Here is a 22,078-nt window from a genome sequence, read left to right as displayed (position 1 = left end):
GCGGGCGTCACTGGCTGGAACAGCGGCCGTTGCCTCCCGGCCGGCCGTCATCCGTGTTTCGCGGATGTGCCCAAGATGCTCGACGCCTACGAACGCGGAAGCAGCGAGCGGACGGCCTCCTCGGTTCGGGCGACGACGGCCGGTCCGTCGTCGGCGGTGATGATGGGGCGCTGGATGAGGATCGGGCGGTCGGCGAGCGCCCGGATCCAGCGGTCACGGCTCTCGGGGGTGCGGGGCCAGTCGGCCAGGCCGAGCTCGGTGGCCGCGCTCTCGCCCGTCCGGGTGATGTCCCAGGGTTCGAGGCCGAGCCTGGTCAGCACCTCGCGGAGTTCCCGCTCGTCGGGCGGGTCCTCCAGATAGCGGCGGACCGTGTACTCGGCCTTCTCCGCGTCCAGGACGGACAGCGCGGAGCGGCACTTGGAACAGTCGGGGTTGATCCAGATCTCCATGGCGTTCCTTTGACGGTTCGGGCAGCGGGTGAAGAAGAACCCGCTGCGGGAACCGTAACGAAACAACTCCTTCCACCGTGCAGGCGATGCGGGAGTGCCCAGGGCGACCGGCCGTCAGGAGGGGATCGGGGGCGGATCGCACGCCGGGCCGAGGCGAGGCCGAAAGTTTCGGGGCGATGAGCCGGGCAAGGTGGAAGGCACCTCATTTTCAGCTAGTTTCCGAAAGTCTTGGCATCGACATAGATGCATTTCCAGCTCAGAGGGAGGACAAGAAGCCCGCCTTTGAAATATTTCGATATCTCGTTGACACGTTTCGAACAGCTTCCCAGACTGAGCGCCAATACCCCACCCGGAAGGGAGAGCCCTGGTGATCATCAGTCTGGCCCGCTCCAAGATCCGTTCGAGGGTCGTCGCGCTGGCGGTGGCGGTGACGCTCTCGGTCGCTGGAGCGGTGGCGGTAGCACCCGGCGAGGCCGCCGCGGCTGCTGGAGTTGAGAACGAGGGGGCCGACTGCGCAGTGACCGGCCTGCCCGACGCAGGATCTCTGCCCAACAACTCCAGGCTCCCCGACCCCTTCCTGAAGCTGAACGGCACGCGCGTCTCCGCCAAGTCCGACTGGCGGTGCCGACGGGAAGAGATCAAGAGGCTGGCGGAGAAGTTCGTCTACGGCGAGAAGCCCGGAAAGCCGGCAGGTGTCACGGGGACGGTCTCAAGCACCGGCATCACCGTGAACGTGAACCACAACGGCAGGAGCTCCAGCTTCTCAGCGAGCGTCTCACTACCGAGTGGCTCCGGACCTTTCCCGGCCGTCGTCGTCCTGGGAGGATTTGGCGCGGACACGACCGCCATCAGAGCGGCCGGTGCTGCCGTCATCAACTACGACCCCTACGCGGTCGGACGAGAGGGCACGCCGCGAAACAACAAACAAGGCGCGTTCTACAGCATCTACGGCTCCTCGAGCAGCACAGGACTGCTCCTCGCCTGGGCCTGGGGGGTGAGCCGGATCATCGACGTCATCGAGCAGTCGGGAGGCGGCATTCTCAAAGCGGATGCGACCGGCGTCACGGGATGCTCCCGGTTCGGAAAGGGCGCCTTCGTGATCGGCGCGTTCGATCAGCGCATCGCTTTGACCATGCCGATCGAGTCGGGTAGCGCCGGTGTTCCCATCTTCCGCGGGATCCCCGGGGAAGGCGCCCAGAGTCTGAGCAGTGCCTACGGAGAGCAGCCGTGGCTGGGCGACGCGTTCGGCTCCTTCACGAGCAGCCCGACCAGGCTGCCGGTGGACACACATGAGATGGTGGCCATGGTCGCGCCGCGAGGACTGTTCATCATGGACAATCCTCACATTGCCAATCTGGGCCCCAAATCCGCGAGCGTGGCGGCCCTGGGCGGAGCGGAGGTCTACAAGGCGCTCGGCGCGGGAGACAACATCACCTACTGGTCCGACATCCAGGACGGTAACCACTGCGCCAACCGGGCTGAATGGCGGACCCCGTTGCAGCAGAACATCCAGAAGTTCCTGCTGAAGACGGGCAATGCTGCCGGCGCGATCAGGATCTCGTCCAGGGCGTCCGGCAATCTGTCCGAGTGGAGAGACTGGCAGACTCCGACCCTCAACGATGCCGGCGACACCACCCCGCCGAGCACACCGGGCACCCCGGCCGCGTCCAACGTGACCACCACCAGCGCCACGCTGACCTGGGCCGCGTCCACCGACCAGGGCGGTTCCGGCCTGGCCGGCTACAACGTCTACCACGAGCAGGGCGCCACCGACCCGCAACTCGGCCAGTCCACCACCAACTCGATCACCCTCACCGGACTGACCGCGAACACCCAGTACCAGATGTACGTGCGGGCGCGTGACGGCGCGGGCAACCTGTCCGGCAACTCGCAGCCGGTCACGTTCACCACGACCACCGGCGGTGGCGACACCTCGCCGCCGACGGCCCCGGCCGGCCTGGCGGCCTCGGGAACCACGTCCACGGGCACGAACCTGAGCTGGACGGCCTCGATGGACGACACCGGCGTCGCCGGCTACGACATCCTGCGCGCGCCCGGCGCGAGCGGTGGCACGTTCACCCAGGCCGGCACCTCGACCACGACCTCGTTCAGCGACACGGGCCTGACCCCGAGCACCACCTACCGCTACCAGGTCAGGGCGCGGGACGCCGCGGGCAACACCTCGCCGGTCTCGAACACCACGGAGGTCACCACCCAGCCCGGCACGTCCACCGGAACCTGCACTGCCGTTCCGGCCGTGCAGACCCAGTGGGACACCGGGTACGTCATCCAGCCGCTGACCATCACCAACACCGGTACCTCGACGATCACCGGATGGACGGTCACCTTCATGCTGCCGGCCGGGCACACGCTGACCGGCTCGTGGAACGGCACCGTCACCGCCAGCGGGCAGACCGTGACCATCAGGAATGTCGGCCACAACGGCACCCTCGCCCCCGGAGCCGGCACCACCAGCGTCGGCTTCCAGGTGAGCCGCCCGAACGGCAACACCGCGATTCCATCCGGATACACCTGCGCCTGACAGTCAGCCCTCCCCGGCCCACCCACCCCTCGCCGGTATGGGTGGGCCGGGGGCCTGGCGCCACCGAGAGGACCTCGCCGTTGACGTGCCCGCTCGCGGCGGGGGCAACAACGGATCTTGGTCAACGCCTTCCGGGCCCGATACCAGGCCCGATAGCGGAGCGATAAGGCATGGATGTTGGGCGGTCCTACGTTTCGGACATGAGCACTCCGATCTTTGCGCTTTGCGATGAGTACGTCACCCGCTGGGCGGCAATCGACCCGATCGCGGCAGGTGCCGAGGGCATCGTGTCCGACTTCGTCGCCGCCACCGACCACAGCCCCGCCGGAAGCGCCGCCCGGGCCGAGCTGATCCGTACGACCCTCAAGCGTCTCGACGAGCTGGTCCCGACCGGGGAGTCGGACGTCCGGGCGGCCGCCCACCTGCGGGAGCGGCTGGAGGCCGAGCTCGGCTGGCACGACATGGGTGAGCCGCTCCGCTGGGTGGCGGCGCCGTACGGGCTGCCCTACCGGGTGCGCTCCAGCGTCGTCCTCCTCCCGCACGGCAACGACGACGAGTGGCGCGACGTCGCCGCCCGCCTGGCGGCGATCCCCACGATGCTCGCCGGATGGCGGGAGAGCCTGGAGGTCGGCCTGGCCTCGGGCCTGCGGGGCGCTCGCAGGCAGGCACTGGCCATGGCCGACCAGGCCGACCAGTTCGCCGGCGCGGGCGGGACTCCCCCGGCGCACGACGCCTTCGTCGCCACCTACGGCGAGGGTCCGGTCAAGGAGGAGCTGCTCAGCGCGGCGGCGGCGGCCCACGCCGCGTACGCCGACGCCGGGCGCTACCTGCGCGAGGAGTACGCCCCGAGGGCGGACGAGGCCGACGCGGTGGGCCCCGAGCGCTACGCGGTCGCGGCCAGGATCAGCCTGGGCTCCGACATCGACCTGCGCGAGGCGTACGAGTGGGGCTGGGCCGAGCTGGAGCGCATCGGGACCGAGATGGCCGCCGAGGTCGAGCGGATCAAGCCGGGCGCGACCATCGAGGAGGCCACCGAGATCCTCAACGAGACCCAGGCCGTCGACTCCCTGGAGGAGTATCAGGCGTGGCTGCAGGAACGCCACGACTGGGCTATCGAGCAGCTGAACGGCACCCACTTCGACATCCCCGAGCCGCTGCGGCGGATCGTGGCCGAGGTCGACGTGAGCTCCACCTCCGGCGCGGCCTCCTACAACTCGCCCAGCGAGGACCTGTCGCGGCCCGGCCGCACGCTGTGGCCGGTCGGCGGGCGGACGCGCTTCGCCACCTGGAGCGAGCTGACCACGATCTTCCACGAGGGCGTTCCCGGCCATCACCTGCAGTTCGGCGCGATGCGGATGGCCGGGGACGGCCTGTCCAGGTTCGCCAAGGTCTCCTGGGTGGACGGCCACGGTGAGGGCTGGGGCCTGTACGCCGAGCGGCTGGCCGACGAGCTGGGCTGGTTCACCGACCCCGGTACCCGGCTGGGCATGCTCAACTGGTCGGCGCTGCGTGCCGCCCGGGTGGTCATCGACCTGGGCGTCCACCTGGACCTTCCGCTCCCCGACGGCTCGAAGTGGACCTTCGAGAAGGCCTGCGAGGTGCTGCGCGACCGGGGCCGTTGCGAGCCGCACCGGGTCGAGGCCGAGGTGGTGCGCTACTTCGGCTGGCCCGCCCAGGCCATCGCCTACAAGCTGGGCGAGCGGGCCTGGGTGCAGGCCCGTGAGGAGGCCAGGCTGCGCCAGGGCGACGCCTTCGACCTGCGTGCCTGGCACACCGCCGCAATGGAGCTCGGACCGGTCGGCCTGTCCAGCCTGGCCGACGCCCTGCGCCGGATCGGCTGATCTTTGGCCCCTCACCTCATGTGATGTCGCCGACGGCGGCCGGTCCTGCCAGGGCAGACGACCGGCCGCCAGGCGACATCACATGAGGGCCACCGCTGACCGCCCGCACCGCCCACAACGACAACGGCCACTCGACCGGGGCCGGCGACCGACCCGCCGCACCACATCACGTGCAGGCCACCCGCACCGCCCGTGACCAACCGCCGCACCACACGTCCGCGCCCCGTTCAGGGAGCGCGGCCGCGCCGTCTCCGTCGCCTCTCGCCGGGCACGGCCGAGGTCAGGTGGCGGGAGGATCCGCCAGCTGGGTACGGATTTGGGCGGCGATCGCGGGTGGCATCGTGTCGGCCATTTCGAGCGCCTCCTCCGAGACGCTCAGCGCCGCCTCGGTCTCGCCGACGGCCGAGTACGCCTCGCTGAGCATGACCAGGACGCGGACCACGTGGAACGGCGCGTCGATCTTGTGAAACAGGCCGAGGGCCTGGTGGAAGCGGCCGATGGCCTGTTCGGTCTGGTCGGTGGCCAGCGCCAGCTCGCCGAGGCCGAGCACGACCCGCGCCTCGGCCAGCTTCTCTCCCATGGTGCTCGCCAGTTCCAGAGCGCGCTGGAGTGTGAGGTCGGCCTCGGCGAAGTCGCCCTGGCGCAGCCGCGCGATGCCCAGGCCGTGCAGGGCGTAGGCCTCTCCGGTCGGGTCCCCGATGTTGCGTACCGTGATGAGCGTCCGCTCGAAGACCTCGGCCGCCGACGGCAGCTCTCCCGAGCGGAGGTAGGTCTCGCCCAGCCGGTGCAGGACCTGTGCCTCCACACGCCGGCTGCCGCCGACCCTGCTGAGTTCCAGCGCCTCGCTCAGCAGTCGCTTGGCCGCGTCGAGGTCCTCGCAGTCCAGTCTGATCTGGGCCACGCTGTGCAGCACGTAGGCGGAGGCGACCTGGTCACCGGTCCTGCGGAAGATCGTCAGCGCGCGTTCGTAGCGTTCCACGGCGTCGTCGAGCCGGCCGCTGATCCGGTCCAGGAAGGCGATGTTGCGAATGACGAGGGCCACGCCGAGGTCGTCGCCCGCCTCCTCGAACAGTTCCGCGGCCGCCTCGAAGTCGCGGCGCGCGTCTCCGAACCGCTGCTCGGCGATGTAGAGCGAGCCGATCGAGTAGAGCATCGCCGCCTGCCCCCTGCGGTCCCCCGCCCGCCGGGCGGCGGCCAGCGCGACCTCGTGGGTCTCCCGCCAGTCGTCGAAGTAGATCCTCGACTCGAACAGGGTCACGGCGCTGATCGCGAGATCCCAGCAGAGCTCGACGAACCCGGCCTGCGCCGCCTGGCGGATCCCCGCGACCAGCGTCAGCCGCTCGCGCTCGTACCAGGGCAGGGGGGCCATGACCAGCTTCTCGACCAGCCGGTCGGGCAGCGACCAGCGCGGGGCGTCGCTGTGCACCTGCACGTAGTCGCCGCCGTACTCGCGGCGGTGCGCCTCCCCGGTCAGGAAGAGCAGTCCGCCGAGCACCCTCTCCAGCGCGGCTTTGCGGTCGGCGACCGCCTCCTCGGTGGCGAGGCGCTCGCGGGCGAAGACGCGGATCAGGTCGTGGAAGCGGTACTGGCCGTGCACGCCGTACCCGGTGTCCGTCGCCTCGATCAGCTGGGTGTCGGCCAGGTCGTCGAGCAGGTCCTGGGCGTCCGCGGGGTCGCTGTCGAGCAGTGCGGCGGCGACCCAGCCGGAGAAGTGCCGGAACTCCAGGATGGCCAGACGCCTGAACAGCCTCCGCGCGTCCTCGCTGACGCTTTCGTAGGTCAGGGAGATGCTCGCCCTGATGCCCAGATCCCCGTGCTTGAGCTCGTCGAGCCTGCGGGTCTCGTCTTCGAGCCGGCCCACCAGCTGATCGATCGTCCAGTGCGGGCGGGCCGCGAGCCTGGCGCCCGCGATGCGCAGCGCCAGCGGGAGGTGACCGCAGAGGTCCGCCAGCCGGGCCGCCGCCTCGTGCTCGGCCTGCACCCGTTCGACGCCCGCGATACGGGAGAGCAGGTCGACCGACTGCCGCGAGTCGAAGAGGTCCACGTCGAGGTGGGCGGCACCGGGCAGGCCGGCCAGCCGGGTCCTGCTGGTGATTATCACCGCGGCCTCGGGATTGCCGGGAAGCAGGGGCAGCACCTGGCTCTCGCTCCTGGCGTCGTCCAGGACGATCAGCATCCTGCGTCCGGCGAGCAGCGCGCGGTACATCTCCGCCCGCTCGTCCACCCCGTCGGGGATGGCGGTGCCCGGCACGCCCAGCGCCCGCAGGAAGCGTTCGAGCACCTGCCCGGAACCGAGCGGGCGCGACTCCCCTCCGTGCAGGTCGGCGAAGAGCTGGCCGTCCTCGTAGCGGCCGGCGACGCTGTGCGAGACGTGCACCGCGATCGTGGACTTGCCGATCCCCGGCTTGCCGACCACGGCGATGATGGGCACGGCGAGTCGCTGCCGGTCCTCCGCGGCGAACGTGAGCTGCCTGCGGATGGCCTCGACCAGTTTGATCCGGCCGGTGAAGTCCGCGATGTCGGTGGGAAGCAGCCGGGGCACGGTCCGGTGCGCGACCGGCACCTCGTTCGTCTCCCCGTGGCGCTGGAGCTGCTGCGGTTGTTGCTGCTGCTGCCGCTCCGGCGGGTCAAGGCTCTCGTCGGAGGTGAGGATCGCGTACTCGAGTTGCTGCAGGCTCTCGTTGGGCTCGATGCCCAACTCGTCGATCATCGTCTGGCGGGCGCGGCGGTAGACCGTCAACGCCTCCGCCTGGCGCCCGGAGCGGTAGAGCGCGAGCATCAACTGGCCGCGTAGCCGCTCCCTGAGCGGATATTCCTCGACGAGCTCGCTGAGCTCGCCGACCAGCTCGTGGTGCCTGCCGAGTTCCAGCTCCAGATCGACGCAGTCCTCGTTGGCGTTGATCCGGCGCTCGGTCAGCCTGCTGACCGCCGCCTGCACGAGCCGGCTCTCCTGGCCGTCGAGGGCGGGGCCCCGCCAGAGGGCGAGCGCGTCCCGGTAGTGTCTGACCGCCTCCTCCGGGTTGCGGTTCTCGCGGGCCTGGCGGGCCTGGCTCAGCAGGTTCTCGAAGTTCTGGGAGTCGAGCTGCCCCTCGGTGACCCGCAGGGTGTATCCCTGGGAATGGGTCGCGATGACGTCGAGGTTGCCGTGGGCGGCGAATAATCGCCGGAGTGAGGAGATGCAGATCTGCACCTGCGCGCGCGAGGTGCTGGGAAGGTCGTCGCCGTAGATCGCATCGGTCAGTCGCCCGATGGTGACCATGCGATTGGCCTCCAGCAGGAGGCAGGCGAGAACCACCTGTTGCCGGGGTGCCCCCAGATCCAGGCGCTGGGAACCGGCCACGACTTCCAGAGGACCGAGGATCCGATACTCCACCCGAATCTCCTTACAGAGTCGCGGCCTGTCCAGGAAATCACCGCATGGTTTTGCGTAAGAGAGACGTCAGGCACCTGACCATTAACTTAAACCCAGGGAAAATATACCGAATCCCAACCGTCCATAATCCTGAACACATAATCCAGTGATCACGGCGGGTGATTTTATGTGTATGAACCGCTGTCTGCCCGGGATCATACAACGTCGCCGGGTGGAGAACCAGGGGGGTTTGTTAAGGTCTGACCTGATTTGCGACTAACGGGTGGGTTTGAGACGCGAAGAAGCGGCCGGGCCTTGGACGGCTCCGACCGCTCCGGCGAATCCCCGCCGCCGGTGACCACCGGGCGGGGAGGGTGCAGTTCAGCCCCAGGGGGTGTTGCTGGCGAGCACCACGGTCTCCGGGGACCCGCCGGCGGCGACCGCGGGGAGGACGGCGGTGAGGCCGAGGCACCCCAGGATGGCGGCGGCGGCGACGATGGACCGGAGAGCGTTGGAGCTAGCGAATTTCCGCATTTTCTGCACCTCTTGTCGTGTCTTTCTGGCTGCTGTTCGCCTGTCTGCTTCAAAACGTAGGCACCCCCCCTATCCAGCCTTTATCCGATCTCTTCTGATCCGGCATCCGCCCCATTCGCCGGCAAAAGATAGGGAGCGGTAGCCGATGGATAGCGGGCCGAAAGCGGACGGATAACGCTCCGGTGGAACCTGATGGGACCGAGGTCGCGTGATACGGGTCACGCGGCCCCGACCAGAAGATGGGTATCCTCACCATGAGCATCGCCACGCAGGCACTTGACGGCGTCTACGGCCGATCCGCGGCCGGTGTCCGAGCTCGCCTGGAGCGAGCCGTGGGCGCGGACTGGCAGCAGGTCTCCGAGGGAGAGACCGACATCGAGGGAAACGTAAAAGAATGGATGGACGAATTCATGGAGCGCGGGCTCTATCGTCTCGTCCTCGCCACCGACCACTATTTCGCCGGGCTTGGCATGACCACCTCCTATCCGGAGGTCACGGTGATGTTCAGAATGCACGACGAGTGCATGCCCTATCACATCCAGGTCGTGCTGGCACCGCACTCGTACACGACGTATTTCGGCGTCCGCGGTTGACTCCGCGAGCGGCGGAGTCCGTTCTCCTGAGGGAAGCGAACATGCCTGTTCAACAATTGGCGGTACCTGGCCCCCACAACCCCGGAGCCGACGAGGGCACGCCCTCGGTCGTCGCCCGCTGCCTGAGCAACTTCCGTCTGGAGGTCGACGGGCAGGCCGTGTCACACTGGCGCGCTGGCAAGGCCCGGGCCCTGTTCCAGTACCTGCTGGTCAACCGTGATCGATTCGTCCACCGGGACCGGCTGCACGAGGTGTTGTGGCCGGAAAGAGCGGACCACCACTCCAGCTCGCTCAAGGTGGCCGTGCACGGCGTACGCCGGGTGCTCAACGAGTTCGAGGACAGGGACGGTTTCACCCTGCTCCACCAGAACCACGGCTACCTGCTGCGGACGAACAGCGCGTGGGTGGACATCGAGGAGTTCCAGCGCGCCTTCGACCGGGGCCGGGACGCCTGGGTCGCCAAGGACCACGACACCGCGATCGCCTGGTTCCAGCGCACCGCCGACCTCTACATCGGTGACTTCCTCACCGGCGAGACCGGCGGCTGGATCAACGAGCAGCGGCAGTGGATGCGCGGGACCGCCCTGCGCGCGCTGTCCGCGCTGCGCAGCGAGTCGCTGGAGCGAGAGGACTGGCCGGCCGCGATGCACTGGTGCCGCCGGACCCTCGACGTCGACCCCCACCACGAGGCCACCTACCAGACCCTGATGATGATGCACGGCGAGCTCGACGAGCTCGGCCGCGTCCTGAGCTGGTACGAGGTGTGCCGTCACCGGCTCCGCACCGACCTCGGGGTGGAGCCGAACGAGCGCACCGAACGGCTGCTGGCCGCGCTGATGCGGGGCCGGAGCCGGCCGCCGTTGACCGGCCGGTGACCATGACGACTCCGTCGTGGGAGATGGGATCGCGTTCCGCCGTTCCCGGCCAGGGAGGCTCCGTCACGGACGGGGGGCCCGACCTGGAGCGCCTGCGCGCGGCGGTCGGCGAGTTCGCCGGCTACACCGCGGCCGAGCGGTCCTGGGAACGGCTGCTGCTGGCGACCGGGCCGTGGGTCGACCCGGCGCTCGCGGCCCATCGCCGGGCACTGCTGACCTGGTTGAACGCCTGGGGGTGCCGGCTGCGCTACCCGCGCGAGGGCGAGCCGGACGTCTTCTGTGCGGAGACCGGCGCCTGGTGGGAGCGCTGGCGGGATCGCCTTCCCGGCCGGGACGCCGCACTCGCCCAGCTGGGCGACGCCGAGATCGACGCGGTGGGCGAGTGCTACGCGGACCTCGCGGCGATGCGGGCGGCCCCCGGTTCCAGACCCCGCTCGCTGGGACCGACCGCGGCGACCAAGATGCTGCACGCCCTGCGCCCGCGAGCGCTGATGCCCTGGGACGCCGCCATCGCCGACGCCCTGCACGGTGCCCGTACGGCCGACGCCTACCGCGCGCACCTGCGGCTGGGCCGCCAGTGGGCGCGGCGCCTCCTTGCGGAGGCCGGTCTCGAGGAGGAGGCGCTGGCGGTGCAGCTGGGCCGGCCTGGCCGGCCGCTGGCGAAGATGCTGGACGACTACTGCTATCTGGTGTTCACCGCGACGACCTGACCGGGTGTCGCGGTGACGTTCACCGCGCCCCGGCCAGGCCCTCTTCCCATGGTCAGCGCAGTGACCTGACCAGGCTTCGCGCGGCCGTGCGGCTCGCGGCGAGCACCGTCTTGCCCGCGCCGCCGCTGCCCCCGGTGAAGGTGTAGACGCCCTTCGCCAGGGGGCGCAGCGACAGCCCGCCCGTGGGGTGGTAGCACTCGACCGCGGTGACGGCCCTGACCCCCATACCTGGCGGGCGGTACCCGATCCTGGACTCGGCGACGTCCAGGATCCTGCTGGTGAGGGCGGGGTCGATCGGCACGGTTCCAGGGGTGATGTCCCATCTGTCGGTGGGCAGTCCGAGCAGGATCCTTCCCTCCGCGTACGTCCTGCCGTACAGGCCGGACGTGTCGTCGACGAACGCGCCGGGGTTCCTCCCGGCCGCGGGCCCGAGCACGTACTGGATCACCTTGGTGCGCAGTCCCGCGTCCGACAGGCCGGTGCGGGCGAGCAGGTCCTGAGTCCAGGCCCCCGCCGCCACCACGACGGCGTCGAACCTGGCCGGGCTGCCCTCGGCGGGGCGAACCTCGGCCTCCGCGGTGATCCCGTCGACCTGCCCGTCGGTGACGAACGCGCCCGACCGGGCGAGCTCGACCAGGAGCCGGTCGCGGAAGCCGTTCGGGGAGAGGTAGCCGGCGCGTTTCTCGACGACGGCCACGCTTCCCTCGGGCAGCTCGCGGAACGTGCCGCGGCTGCTGAGTTCCTCGCCGCCGATCAGGGAGATCGAGCCGGGCAGGCGGCTGCGCACCAGTTCCACCAGGCCCTCGGTGCCCGGCCCCAGACCGGGGAGCAGGTATACCGAGCCGGTCTCCCGGTAGGAGGCCCACTGGCGCAGCTCCGGACTCGACTGAAGCTCGGCCAGGCTGTCGGCGGCCTCCAGGCAGAGCGCGGGATCCGGTTCGAACGCCCTGGTCAGGCCGCCTGAGGCGGAGCTGGCGTCGGCCCGCCTGTGCGGCTCTCCGGTGTACAGGTGGACGGCGCTGCCCCTGATGACCTCGCACAGCCGCCAGGCCAGCATGGCCCCCGCGATCCCACCGCCCACAACAGCGATTCTGAGCATCTCATCCCTCCGTTCATGTCGCCGAGGCGGTCGCGGGCCGCGACTCGTCGGCCTTGTGCGGGTCACGCATGCCGATCAGGCCCGCCACGGTCGCGATCGCGGAGACCAGGGCCGCCCACAGCCACACCGAGCGTCCGACCTGGAACCACACCAGGGTTCCGATCACCGGCCCGATCGCGGTGCCGAGCCCGAAGACGCTCTGCATGGCGCCGATGTAGCGGCCGCGGAGCCGTTCGGGGCCGGCCAGGGCGGGGTAGGCGAACGTGGTGGGCCCGCCGATGATCTCCGAGAGCGTCCAGACCAGGGTGCCGATCATGAACCAGATCGGGAGCGGGGATATCGCGTAGATCGCGTAGCCGACCGAGACCAGGCCGAGGCCGAGCAGCGCGGTCAGCCGGATCGGCCACTTCTGCACGACCTTCGTCATCGCCAGCTCGCAGGTGATGACGATGAAACCGTTCAGCGAGACGGCCGCGCCGTACCACCACAGGCTGATCCCGGCGGCGGAGATGTCCAGCGGCAGGGTGGCCGTGTACTGGCAGTAGACGATGGAGGTGAGCAGCATCGCGAGCAGGTAGACGCTGTAGCGCCAGTCGGCGAACACCGCGAGGTAGCCGGAGCGGCCCTGCGTTGCCGGGTCCGCCTCCTCCGCCACCGCCTCCTGCTCCTTCGCCACGTACGCGGCATGCGCGGCGCGCTTGGGCAGCGCGAACATCACGGTGACGCCGAAGATCAGCGCCGCGGCGGCCTCGCCCCAGAAGAGCGCGTTGTAGGAGACGGAGAGCAGCGCGGCGCCGATCAGCGGGGCGGCGGTCATGCCGAGGTTCAGGCCGAGCCGGTACATCGCCGTGATCATCACAACCCGGTGCCTCGGCGTCAGCTCGGTCAGCATGGTCTGGGCCGCCGGCCGGTAGAACTGGCCGACCGTGCTGACCAGGAAGACCGCGGCGAGCAGCAGCGTGTAGGTCGGGGCGTAGAGGATGGACACGATCAGGACCGCGGAGCCGGCCATGCTGATCAGCGTGACCGTCCGGGCACCGAGACGGTCGGATAGCGATCCGCCGGCGAACGAGCCCACCACCGCGCCGGCTCCGTACACGCCCAGCGCCAGCCCGGCCTGGGTGGCGGAGAAGCCCCGGTCGGTCAGGAAGAGCACCAGGTAGATCTGGATGAACGCGGCGAGCCTGCTGATGAAGCCGCCGAAGAGCAGCGCCTTGACGGCGCGCGGGGTCTCCCGCAGGGTGACGAACACCCCGTCGTCCGGCTTGCCCGGGGGCTCCGGCGGCATGTTCTTCTCGTTCTCGATAACGGCGGTCACGTTGTTGCCCTCACCTTCAGGCCGGCCTCGGCGGCGTCCAGCGCCGCCCGGCATTCGTCGACGGTCTCTGACAGCGCGGTGGCGTAGGCGATACGCCCCCACAGGGTGCCCTTGGGCGGTGGCGAGACGGTCGCCCCGGGGGCGACCACCGGAACCGCCCTGTCGATCTCCGGGGGCAGGCCGGCCTCGTCGAACTCGATCGACTCGATCGTGGTGTCGTCCTCGGCGACGTAGAAGAAGCGCACCCCGCCCACGAGCTTGCGCTCGGGGGCGAGCGCGGGGGTACGGCCACAGGCCACCGCGGCGGCGGCCAGGCCGGGGTTGATCCCGGTGGTGAGCAGCCCGAGGTAGGGGATCATGTCCCCGCCCAGGCGGGCGTTCACCTCGATGACGCGCAGTCCCCTGGAGGAGAGCTTGATCTCGGTGTGGGTGAACCCGTCGGTGAACCCGAGAGCGGTGTGCGTGTCCTGCAGGACGCGGCAGAACTCCGGGTCCTGCAGGAGCGCGTCCTGGGCGTCGACGAAGTGACCCACCTCCTCGCAGTACGGCTCGTAGCCCAGGACCTTCCTGCCGAGGAAGAGCGGGGTCACCACGCCGCCCTGGACGACGGCGTCCACGCTGACCTCGGGGCCGTCGGCGAACTCCTCGACCAGGACGGGAATCTCGTAGGTCGCCCCGTCGGGGACCGTCAGCTCCCGGACGAAGGCGAATCGCTCCGCCAGCTCCGAGGGGTCCTCGACCCTGATCACGCCCAGGCTGCCGCCGAGGCCGCGCGGCTTGAGGATGGCCGGATAGCCGACCTCCTCCGCGGCCCGCAGGGCCTCTTCCAGCGTGGCGACGGCCAGCGACCTGGGCTGCGGCACGCCGAGCGCGTCGAGCGCGACACGGGTGCGGTGCTTGTCGCGGCAGCGGCGCACCATCTCGGGGTCGCCGCCGGGCAGCCCGAGGGCCTCGGAGACGTACGAGGCGGCCAGGATCCTGGCCTCGTCCCAGCAGAGCACCCCGTGCACGGGTTCGCGGGCGGCCAGCTCCAGTGCGACGCCTGCCATCGCGGGGCCGTCGGTCGTGTCGGCGACCACGGTCCAGCCGGCGACGTACTCCTGCTCCCAGCCGGGTTCGGCGGTCACCAGGAGGTGGATGCGGTATTCGGTGGCGATGGAGCGCAGCAGGTACTCGCGGTAGTGCCGCATTCCCGTCGAGACCACCAGGATCAGCGGCCTGGTGTCGGTGGTCATCTCACGCCTCCTTGGCGGTGGTCACGAGCTCCCGGTCGGAGCCCTGCAGTGTGTCGAAGAACTCCTCGCGGACGGACTCGTCCTCGGTGGGGGCGATCCGGGAGGCCGCGTAGCGGAGCAGGGGCGGCGCCATCATCGAGGTCACGACCGCGACCAGGACGATGACCGTGTAGGACGCGGTGGTGAGCACGCCCAGGCGGAGACCGACCATCGCGATGATCACTTCGATCACGCCGCGGGAGTTGAGACCCGCGCCGAGCGCGAGTGCCTCCCAGCGGGTGCGCCTGGCGATGCGCGCCCCGAGGTAGGCGCCGGCGAACTTGGCGGCGATGGCGACGGTCAGCACCACGATCCCCGCCACGAGTACGGGCGGCTTGGCCAGCTCGGTCAGGTCCATCCGCAGGCCCGCCGTGGCGAAGAAGATCGGTGCCAGCACCGCGGCGACGAGCGTCTGCAGGGGGGCCAGCCTGGCGACCTTCAGGTCCGGCGAGGAGCCGACGAGCGCTCCGCAGATGAAGGCGCCGAGGATGGCCTCGAACCCCATCGCCTGGGTGGCCGCGGCCGAGAGCAGGATCATGATCGCCACCGCGGCGATGGTGGTGGCGCTCCCGCCCCGGTCTGCGGCGCGCAGCACCCTGGCGACCACCCGGCGGCCGAGCAGGACGGCCACCAGCACGAGCGCGGCGAGCAGCGCGATCGCGGTCAGCGCGGCCTGCCCGGTGCGTGCCCCGGCGGTGGCGAGCGCGGAGACCACCGAGAGCAGCAGCCAGCCGACCACGTCGTCGACGACCGCGCTGCTCAGGATGAGCTGGCCGATGTCGCGGTGGAGCAGGCGCATCTCCATCAGCACCTTGGCGATGACGGGGATGGCGCTGACGCAGAGCGCGACGCCGAGGAAGAGCGCGAAGACCGTGTGGTCGACGCCCTCGGCGATCATCTCGGCGGGGGCCAGGAAGCCGATCCCGACGCCGAGGACCAGCGGGATGATCAGTCCCATGCCGCTGATCCAGGCGGCGGTCCTGCCCTGGCGGCGGATGAAGCCGAGGTCGAGATGCATGCCGGTCAGGCCCACCAGCAGCAGGACGCCGAGCTGGCCGACGGCGTCGATCATGTGGAATCTGGCCGGGTCGGTGGGGAGCAGCCAGGCGGAGAAGTCGGGGGCGACGTTGGCGAGCAGCGAGGGACCGATCAGGATGCCGGCGCTGAGCTCGCCGAGCAGGGCGGGCAGCCCGAACCTGACGGAGAGGCGGCCCAGGACGGTGGCCAGGCCGAGGAGCAGTCCGAGTTGCAGGAGCAGGATCATGAGGTTCTGCGCGGGGATGACGGCGATGGGTGCCGCGGCGAGCGTCATGGAATCAGCCACCGTTCTCGACGTAGTACCAGTTCTCCGGGCTGATCATCCCGAAGGGGTTGATCGGCTCGAAGCCCCGGAGGTTGTTGGCCACCTCGAACAGCCGCAGCGAGAAGTTCGGGATGAAGATGACCGGGACCTGCTCGGCGATGTAGTCCTGGTACTCGTAGAGCGCGGCCGGGTCGTCGCTGGTCAGGGTGCGGTCGATGAGCTCGTCGGCCTTGGGGTCGGTGTAGTGGCCGAAGTTGCCGCCGGCGTCGGTCCGGAACAGGATCTCGCCGCTCGGGTAGTGGTACACCCAGCCGCCGCCCCAGGTGCTCAGCTCCCACAGGCAGGGGCTGTCGGGTCCGGCGACGCAGGGGGCGTCCTCGGCCACCAGGACCGAGCCGTAGACCTCCTGGAGGCGCAGCTCGATGCCGGCCTTGACGGCGTCGTCGCGGAACTGCTCCATCAGCCGGGTGAGCGCGGGCCGGCCCTCGGCGTACCTGAGGGAGAAGCTGAGTTTGGTACCGCCGGGGATGCCCGCCCCGGCCTGGCCGGGCCCCTCTCCGGGGTTGACGCAGACGGCGGGCGTCACGCTGGTGTCCCAGCCGTTGGCCTCCAGCAGCTCGCGGGCCCGGTCGGGGTCGAAGGGCAGGATCGGCGCGCCCTGCAGGGTGGGCGAGACCAGGTCGCTCACCGGGTAGCGGGGCACCGGGCCGTCCTGCCGGTAGGCGTAGCCGTGGTAGATGTCGCGGGCCGCCCGGTCCTGGTCGAGGGCGTGCTGCATCGCCTGCCTGATGTAGGTCTGGGCGAGCATCTTGCCGGCGACCGTCGGGTTGTTGTAGTTGAGCGGGATGTAGCGGATGCAGAAGGCCGCCTGCGGGACCAGCGTGTAGTTCTCGCCCAGCGGGTTGGGGCCGCCCTTGGTGGGGTCGTCCGTCGGCTCGGCGCTGAAGCTCAGCGGCAGGTAGCCGACCTGGATGCCGTCGGGTCCGTCCGGCCCCTCCAGCAGTTTCTGGTACTCCTCCCCGTCGGACATGAAGGGGACCTGCCGGAACTCGTCCAGGTGCGCCTTGTTCGGCCCCGAGTAGTGCTCGTTGGGGACGAAGGTGACGACGCCCTCCATGGTGTAGCTCTTCAGCCGCCACGGGCCGCTGACCACGCTCCACACCGGGCTCGTCGCCCAGTGCACCCGGTCGGAGTTGTCCTCCTCGATGACGCCGCCGTTCTCCCCCATCAGGAAGTCGTAGACCGCGGCCACGTTCTCCAGGCTGTAGGAGGCGTCGGAAGGTCCTTCGGCGGTGCGGTCCCACGCCTTGGGCATCGGGGTGATGGTGCTGAGCTGGTTCATCAGCACCCAGCGCTTGGAGTAGACCTTGTCGAAGGTGAAGTAGACCTTGTCCTCGGCGAGCTTGCCGTAGGAGACCAGGTTGTCGGGGAAGCAGCCGGGGACGTACTCGCCGTAGCGCTCGCCCTTGACCGCCATCATGTTCACCCAGAACAGCACGTTGTCCGCGCAGATCGTCTCGCCGTTGGACCACTTCCAGGGCTTGACGGTGACGGTGACGGTCAGGCCGTCCTCACTCCACTGCGGCGGCTCGCCGATGCTGAGGTCGTAGTCGACCTCGGGGGTGCCGTGCGTGCCGAAGAAGTAGAGCGGCCGGTACATCAGGATCTGGAACTCGAGCAGGTTGCGGGTGCCGAAGCGCTCGGGCGGGGTGAAGGGGAAGATGATGGACGGGGGGAATCCCGGCGCGCAGGCCCAGGTCACGGTGCCGCCCTTGACGGGCTTCTCCAGGTTCGGGCGGGCGATGGTGTTCAGGGTCATGTCCGGCTCTCCGTCGTCTGGTGGTTCTGTGCGAACGTCTTCGGGTCGATCTCCTCGAGCAGGGACACACCGCTGTCCGCGTGGGCGCCGTAGCGCTCCCACGTCTCGTGGAGCAGCACGCGGCCGTCGGGGAGCAGTTCGGGGGTGCTGCGGCAGTGGCCCGACACGACGGCGCCGTTGTCGAGGACCATGGTGTAGGCGAAGTCGAGGGTGCCGTCGGGGGCGCAGAGCCCGGTGAGGGTCCCCCGGCGGGCGTGCCCGCCGGAGAACTCGCCCCACAGCAGGTCCCCGTCCTGGCGGTACAGGGCGATCGGGTGCTTCTCGGTGGGGGGGACGCCGCCGGTGGTGAAGCGGCGCCCGTCGTAGTCGATCACGACCGGCCCGCCCTGAGTTCGAGGGTGCAGCACTTGGCGCTGCCACCGGACTTCAGCAGCTCGGAGAGCTCGACGCCGATGGGCTCGTAGCCGCGCTCGCGCAGCTCGTCCATCAGGTGGGTGGCCGAGGGCGGCATCAGGACGTGGCGGCCGTCGGAGACGGCGTTCAGCCCGAACACCTCGGCGTCGGCCTCGGTGGCGATGATCGCGTCGGGGTACAGGACGCGCAGGACGCCCTGGCTCTCCTTGGAGAAGGCTCCCGGGTAGTACATGATCTGGTCGTGGTCGAGCACGGCCAGTGCGGTGTCGAGGTGGTAGAAGTGCGGGTCCACCAGGCGCAGCCCCGCCACGGGCATCCCGAAGAACCGCTCCGCCTCGCGGTGCGAGCGGATGTCGGTGCGGAACCCGGTGCCGGCCAGCAGGTACCTGCCGGCGTGCAGGTAGTCGCCCTCGCCCTCGTTGACGTGGACCGCCTCGCGGGTCTCGTAGCCTCTGGCGCGGAACCACTCCAGGTAGGCGGGGCCCTCCGCGGCCCGCTCCTCGTACCGGAAGCGGGCCGACAGCACCTTCCCGTTGATGACCGTCGCGCCGTTGGCGGCGAACACCATGTCGGGGTAGCCGGGCAGCGGCTCGATGAACTCCACCTGGTGGCCCAGCGCCAGGAAGGCGCGGAGCAGACCGTCCCACTGGAGCCTGGCCAGCGCGCCGTCGACTGGCTTGTCCGGGTTCATCCAGGGGTTGATGGAGTAGACGACGTCGAAGTGGGTGGGCGGGCACATCAGGTAGCGGCGGGTGCGCGCCACCCGCCGGGTCCGCTGCGGCGTCTCGGTGGCCAGCTGTGTCATGTCAGCTCTCCTTCCTGGACGAAAGTGACGTTGATCTTGGATGCGTAGTCGAGCATCGTCTCCCTCGCGTCCTCCAGGGAGGTGCCGGTGGTGCCGAGGAAACCGAGGATGCTGTTGCCCTCCGGCGGGCGCCGGATGACGTCCCCGGGCCTGGCGGTGATCTTGAGGAAGAAGACCCGGTCGGACTCGGCGACCTCGGCCGGCACCTCGATCGAGGCGATCCGGCCGGCGTCGCAGAGCAGGCACATCGCGGTGACGTGGACGCCGGTCGGCCGGTAGTGACGCACCCTCGGCGTGGCACCCCGCGCCACGTCCATGACCGCGCGGATCGGGTTGTGCGTGGCGGTGATCCCGGCGATGAGATCCAGCCCCCCGCCGCCGGGCCGGATCGCGATCTCCAGCAGGTACGGCTCGCCCCGGTGGAAGCGGACCTCGGCGTGCAGCACGCTGCGCCGCAGCCCCTGAGCGTGCGCGCCGGCCCTGACCACGCGGTGGACCGCGGCCACCTGCTCGGTGGTGAGCGAGGTCGGCGCGTGGTGCACGTCGTCGTCGAAGGTGCCGCCCTCGACGGTGATCCGGTCCACGATGGAGCCGAGGTAGACCTCGTCGTCCCAGGCCACGGCCTCGATGAGGAACTCCTCGCCGTCCAGGAACGACTCGATCAGCAGGCCGTGCGGGCCGAGGTCGAGGCCGTGCGCCTCCATCTCGAACCACGACATCCCCTCAATGCCCTCAAGGGCCTGCGGGAACAGCTCGGCCATCTCCTCGCTGTCGTCGACCTTGAACACGAAGTTGCTCGCGGCGCCCAGCGTGGGTTTGAGGATGACCGGGTAGCCGAAGTCGTCCGCGGTCCCGAGCGCCTCCCGCAGGTCGGTGACGAAGCGGAAGTCCGGATGCGGGGCGCCGTGCCTGCGGTGCGCCTCACGCATCAGCAGCTTGTTACGGCTGGTCCTGGCCGCCTCGACGCCCACGCCCGGCAGGCCGAGCGCCTCCGCGACCGCCGCGACCGTGGTCACGGCCGACTCGGAGAAGGTGATGATCCCGTCGAAGCGCTCCTGCTCGTGCCAGTTCTTGGCCTCGGTGATGAGGTCGTCGATGCGCTGGGAGCCCGCGACGCGGTAGCGGTCCTTGGGCCAGAAGTCCGGGGTGCCGATGCCGTTGAGCACGTAGAGCTCGGCACCGAAGTCCTGAACCTGCTGGTAGCGGGACTGGTAGTAGGTGGCGTTCTGTCTGGCTTCAAGGGCGAGGAGTTTCATCGGGGACTCCCGGGCAGTCGCGGTAGTGAGAAGGCGTCGATCGTCTCGGCGGAGGTGTCGAGGGTGAGCTCGACGCCCGCCGCCTCGGCCTCGGCCGCGACGTCGATCAGGATGGGCGCGGCGCAGGCCAGGAAGGCGCGTACCTCCATCAGCAGGTCACCGGTCTCGTCACGCTCGGCGGTCAGCAACCTGCCGAGCTGGGTGACGATGCCGTCCGCCGCCCTGGTCAGGCTGAAGGAGGTGAGGTCGTAGCAGAGCCTGAACCTCTCGACGATCACCGCGGCCCGGTGCCGGCCGGCGGCGGTGACCTTGAGCTCCTCCCCCGGGTCCGTGACGAGGGTGTCGAGGCGGTCGGCAAGCGCGTTCCACGGCTCGCGCAGCCGCCTGCCGGTGACCTTGTCGAGCCCTTCCCTGGTGAAGTTGGCCCGCTGGTCCTCGGGGCAGGTGAGCGCGAGGTAGAACCGGACGAGGTCGCGCGGCACCTCGGCGACCAGATCGGCGCCGCGGATCAGGTGGTTACGGCTGGTGGAGAACTTCTCGTTCTCCAGCTCGTAGAACTCGTTGCAGACGTTGGCGTCCGGGGTGATGTAGCGGTCGCCGTGGGCCAGCAGCATGACCAGGTCGACCATGCCCCAGAAGTAGACGTTGTCGAAGCCGTGGAAGTAGACCAGGTGGTTGCCGCTCTCGGCACGCCAGGCGCTGTCGACGGGGCCCTCGGGCCCGCCGGCCGCCTTCCAGGTGCTGTAGATCGAGGCGGGCATCGCCTCGACCCACGGGTAGAGGATCTGTCCGGGGGTCTCGGCGAACGGGGCGTCGATGCCCCACCCCGGTGACGGCACCGTGATCGGGATCTCCGGGAGCGGCCGGGCCAGGATCTCGCGGATGAGCTGCCTGCTGTGCCCACGCCAGGTGCTCATCCGGGCGGCGTAGTAGGCGGTGAGCTCCTCCCGGTAGTTCTCGATGGGCAGGACCAGGACGGTGACCTCGCGCGAGGTCACCGGGTCGTCGGGGTCCAGGACCGAGCGCGGGTCGCCGAGGTCGTCGAAGTGGTTGGGGTGGCCGCAGCCCTCGCACGACCCGCCGCAGCTCTCGGTCAGGCAGGCCGGGCACTCGCCCTTGACCAGCCCGTCGAACAGGTGGGTTCCCGCGTTCTCCGCGTACGGCATGCGCACGGTACGGAGTTCGAAGCGACCCTGGCGGTGCAGGGCGGTGACGAAGTCGAGCACGGTCTGCCGGTAGGCGTCGTCGACGGGCGGCAGCGGGGCCAGCGAGATGCCCATCGCCTCGACCGACCGCTGGATGGCCGCGGTGGAGGTCGCGCACAGCTCGGCGGGCGTGGTGCCGTGCTTGTGGGCGGTCGAGATCATGTAGGACTGGCTGTCGTCGGTGCAGGTGTTGTAGTTGACGGGGCGACCGTCGGCCCGCAGGTAGCGGGCGTAGACGTCACCGGCGATGTAGGGGCCGGCCATGTGGCCGACGTGCAGGTCGCCGTTCGGCGTCGGGGTGGCGGCGATGACGATCGTCCCCGTCATTTCTCCTCCAGGTGCCGGGCTTCGAACGCGCGGGCGAGGTCGTGGTCCCACCAGATGCCGTACATCTCGAAGTCGGTGGTGCCGTCGTTGACCACCTGGTGGTCGGTGCCGGGCGGGAAGTAGGCGACGTCCCCGGCGGCGAAGGGGGCGCGCTCGCCCTCGCTCTCCAGGACCGCCTCGCCGGAGACCGCGATGAAGATCTCGTACTCGTGGTGGGCGTGCCGGGTCGAGGCGGTGCCGGGCGCGATGACGCACCAGGCCCCCTCGAACGGGGCGTTCAGCGTCTCCCAGGGCAGCAGCCTCTTGGCGAGCAGGCCGTTGTCCGGGCGCAGGTGGGCAGGGTCATAGGAACGGAGGTCCAC

The 22,078-nt window shown here is 69.9% G+C and carries 18 protein-coding genes; 5 read left to right on the top strand and 13 right to left on the bottom strand.

What is annotated here, in order from left to right; all coding sequences use genetic code 11:
• Positions 1 to 86: 86 nt before the first annotated feature.
• A complete protein-coding gene (locus tag ABZU75_RS15245; protein ID WP_355554237.1) occupies positions 87 to 449 on the bottom strand; it encodes an arsenate reductase family protein in 363 nt (120 codons plus the stop codon).
• A 367-nt stretch (positions 450 to 816) separates the two neighbouring features.
• On the opposite strand from ABZU75_RS15245, the gene ABZU75_RS15240 reads away from it, so the two are divergent.
• Positions 817 to 2,991: a fibronectin type III domain-containing protein gene (locus ABZU75_RS15240; RefSeq protein WP_355554234.1), complete on the top strand. Its 2,175-nt coding sequence runs from the start codon at positions 817 to 819 to the stop codon at positions 2,989 to 2,991.
• A gap of 200 nt (positions 2,992 to 3,191) precedes the next feature.
• Positions 3,192 to 4,832: a DUF885 domain-containing protein gene (locus ABZU75_RS15235; RefSeq protein WP_355554231.1), complete on the top strand. Its 1,641-nt coding sequence runs from the start codon at positions 3,192 to 3,194 to the stop codon at positions 4,830 to 4,832.
• Between the two features lie 280 nt (positions 4,833 to 5,112).
• Here the strand turns inward: ABZU75_RS15235 and ABZU75_RS15230 are convergent, their stop codons facing one another.
• Together ABZU75_RS15230 and ABZU75_RS15225 are read right to left on the bottom strand one after the other, a co-directional pair.
• The gene (locus ABZU75_RS15230; RefSeq protein ID WP_355554228.1) at positions 5,113 to 8,205 is read right to left on the bottom strand and encodes a BTAD domain-containing putative transcriptional regulator; all 3,093 of its coding nucleotides are present in this window, start codon (positions 8,203 to 8,205) and stop codon (positions 5,113 to 5,115) included.
• Between the two features lie 360 nt (positions 8,206 to 8,565).
• Complete coding sequence (locus ABZU75_RS15225) at positions 8,566 to 8,718, bottom strand: hypothetical protein (RefSeq protein WP_350919877.1); 153 nt, start codon at positions 8,716 to 8,718, stop codon at positions 8,566 to 8,568.
• Positions 8,719 to 8,972: 254 nt separating this feature from the next.
• Between ABZU75_RS15225 and ABZU75_RS15220 the strand changes: the two genes are divergently transcribed.
• From ABZU75_RS15220 to ABZU75_RS15210, 3 genes are read left to right on the top strand one after another with little or no spacing between them, the layout of a single operon-like run.
• Positions 8,973 to 9,311 carry a hydroxyisourate hydrolase gene (locus ABZU75_RS15220; protein WP_326641313.1) on the top strand — a complete coding sequence of 113 codons (339 nt, stop codon included), beginning with the start codon at positions 8,973 to 8,975 and terminating at the stop codon, positions 9,309 to 9,311.
• Between the two features lie 41 nt (positions 9,312 to 9,352).
• Entirely contained in the window at positions 9,353 to 10,186 is an 834-nt protein-coding gene (locus tag ABZU75_RS15215) for a BTAD domain-containing putative transcriptional regulator (RefSeq protein WP_350919880.1), read from the top strand.
• A 23-nt stretch (positions 10,187 to 10,209) separates the two neighbouring features.
• Positions 10,210 to 10,896, top strand: a complete 687-nt coding sequence (locus tag ABZU75_RS15210) for a hypothetical protein (protein WP_355554222.1) — start codon at positions 10,210 to 10,212, stop codon at positions 10,894 to 10,896.
• Positions 10,897 to 10,948: 52 nt separating this feature from the next.
• Here ABZU75_RS15210 and ABZU75_RS15205 read toward each other — a convergent pair whose 3' ends face one another.
• The 10 genes from ABZU75_RS15205 to ABZU75_RS15160 are packed head-to-tail and all read right to left on the bottom strand — an operon-like array spanning position 10,949 to position 22,078.
• Positions 10,949 to 11,995, bottom strand: coding sequence for an FAD-dependent oxidoreductase (locus ABZU75_RS15205; protein WP_355554219.1), 1,047 nt, complete (start codon positions 11,993 to 11,995; stop codon positions 10,949 to 10,951).
• Positions 11,996 to 12,008: 13 nt separating this feature from the next.
• The gene (locus ABZU75_RS15200; RefSeq protein WP_355554216.1) at positions 12,009 to 13,313 is read right to left on the bottom strand and encodes an MFS transporter; all 1,305 of its coding nucleotides are present in this window, start codon (positions 13,311 to 13,313) and stop codon (positions 12,009 to 12,011) included.
• Positions 13,310 to 14,548, bottom strand: coding sequence for an ATP-grasp domain-containing protein (locus tag ABZU75_RS15195; RefSeq protein WP_355554213.1), 1,239 nt, complete (start codon positions 14,546 to 14,548; stop codon positions 13,310 to 13,312). The genes ABZU75_RS15200 and ABZU75_RS15195 overlap by 4 nt, the downstream gene beginning before the upstream one ends.
• A 1-nt stretch (position 14,549) precedes the next feature.
• A complete protein-coding gene (locus ABZU75_RS15190; RefSeq protein WP_350956167.1) occupies positions 14,550 to 15,911 on the bottom strand; it encodes a cation:proton antiporter in 1,362 nt (453 codons plus the stop codon).
• Entirely contained in the window at positions 15,904 to 17,709 is a 1,806-nt protein-coding gene (locus ABZU75_RS15185) for an ABC transporter substrate-binding protein (RefSeq protein ID WP_350956169.1), read from the bottom strand. Before ABZU75_RS15185 ends, ABZU75_RS15190 begins: the two co-directional genes overlap by 8 nt.
• Positions 17,706 to 18,083, bottom strand: coding sequence for a hypothetical protein (locus tag ABZU75_RS15180; RefSeq protein ID WP_350919901.1), 378 nt, complete (start codon positions 18,081 to 18,083; stop codon positions 17,706 to 17,708). The genes ABZU75_RS15185 and ABZU75_RS15180 overlap by 4 nt, the downstream gene beginning before the upstream one ends.
• Positions 18,080 to 18,928, bottom strand: a complete 849-nt coding sequence (gene ddaH, locus ABZU75_RS15175) for a dimethylargininase (RefSeq protein WP_355554207.1) — start codon at positions 18,926 to 18,928, stop codon at positions 18,080 to 18,082. The genes ABZU75_RS15180 and ddaH overlap by 4 nt, the downstream gene beginning before the upstream one ends.
• The gene (locus ABZU75_RS15170; protein WP_355554204.1) at positions 18,925 to 20,184 is read right to left on the bottom strand and encodes an ATP-grasp domain-containing protein; all 1,260 of its coding nucleotides are present in this window, start codon (positions 20,182 to 20,184) and stop codon (positions 18,925 to 18,927) included. The genes ddaH and ABZU75_RS15170 overlap by 4 nt, the downstream gene beginning before the upstream one ends.
• A complete protein-coding gene (locus tag ABZU75_RS15165) occupies positions 20,181 to 21,716 on the bottom strand; it encodes a class I tRNA ligase family protein (RefSeq protein WP_355554201.1) in 1,536 nt (511 codons plus the stop codon). The genes ABZU75_RS15170 and ABZU75_RS15165 overlap by 4 nt, the downstream gene beginning before the upstream one ends.
• Entirely contained in the window at positions 21,713 to 22,078 is a 366-nt protein-coding gene (locus ABZU75_RS15160) for a cupin domain-containing protein (protein ID WP_355554198.1), read from the bottom strand. Before ABZU75_RS15160 ends, ABZU75_RS15165 begins: the two co-directional genes overlap by 4 nt.

Origin of the sequence: Streptosporangium sp. NPDC005286, assembly GCF_040607515.1 — a bacterium.
Taxonomy (GTDB): Bacteria; Actinomycetota; Actinomycetes; order Streptosporangiales; family Streptosporangiaceae; genus Streptosporangium.
The sequence above is the reverse complement of the archived record's forward strand: the minus strand, read 5'-3'. Positions and strand labels throughout refer to the sequence as shown.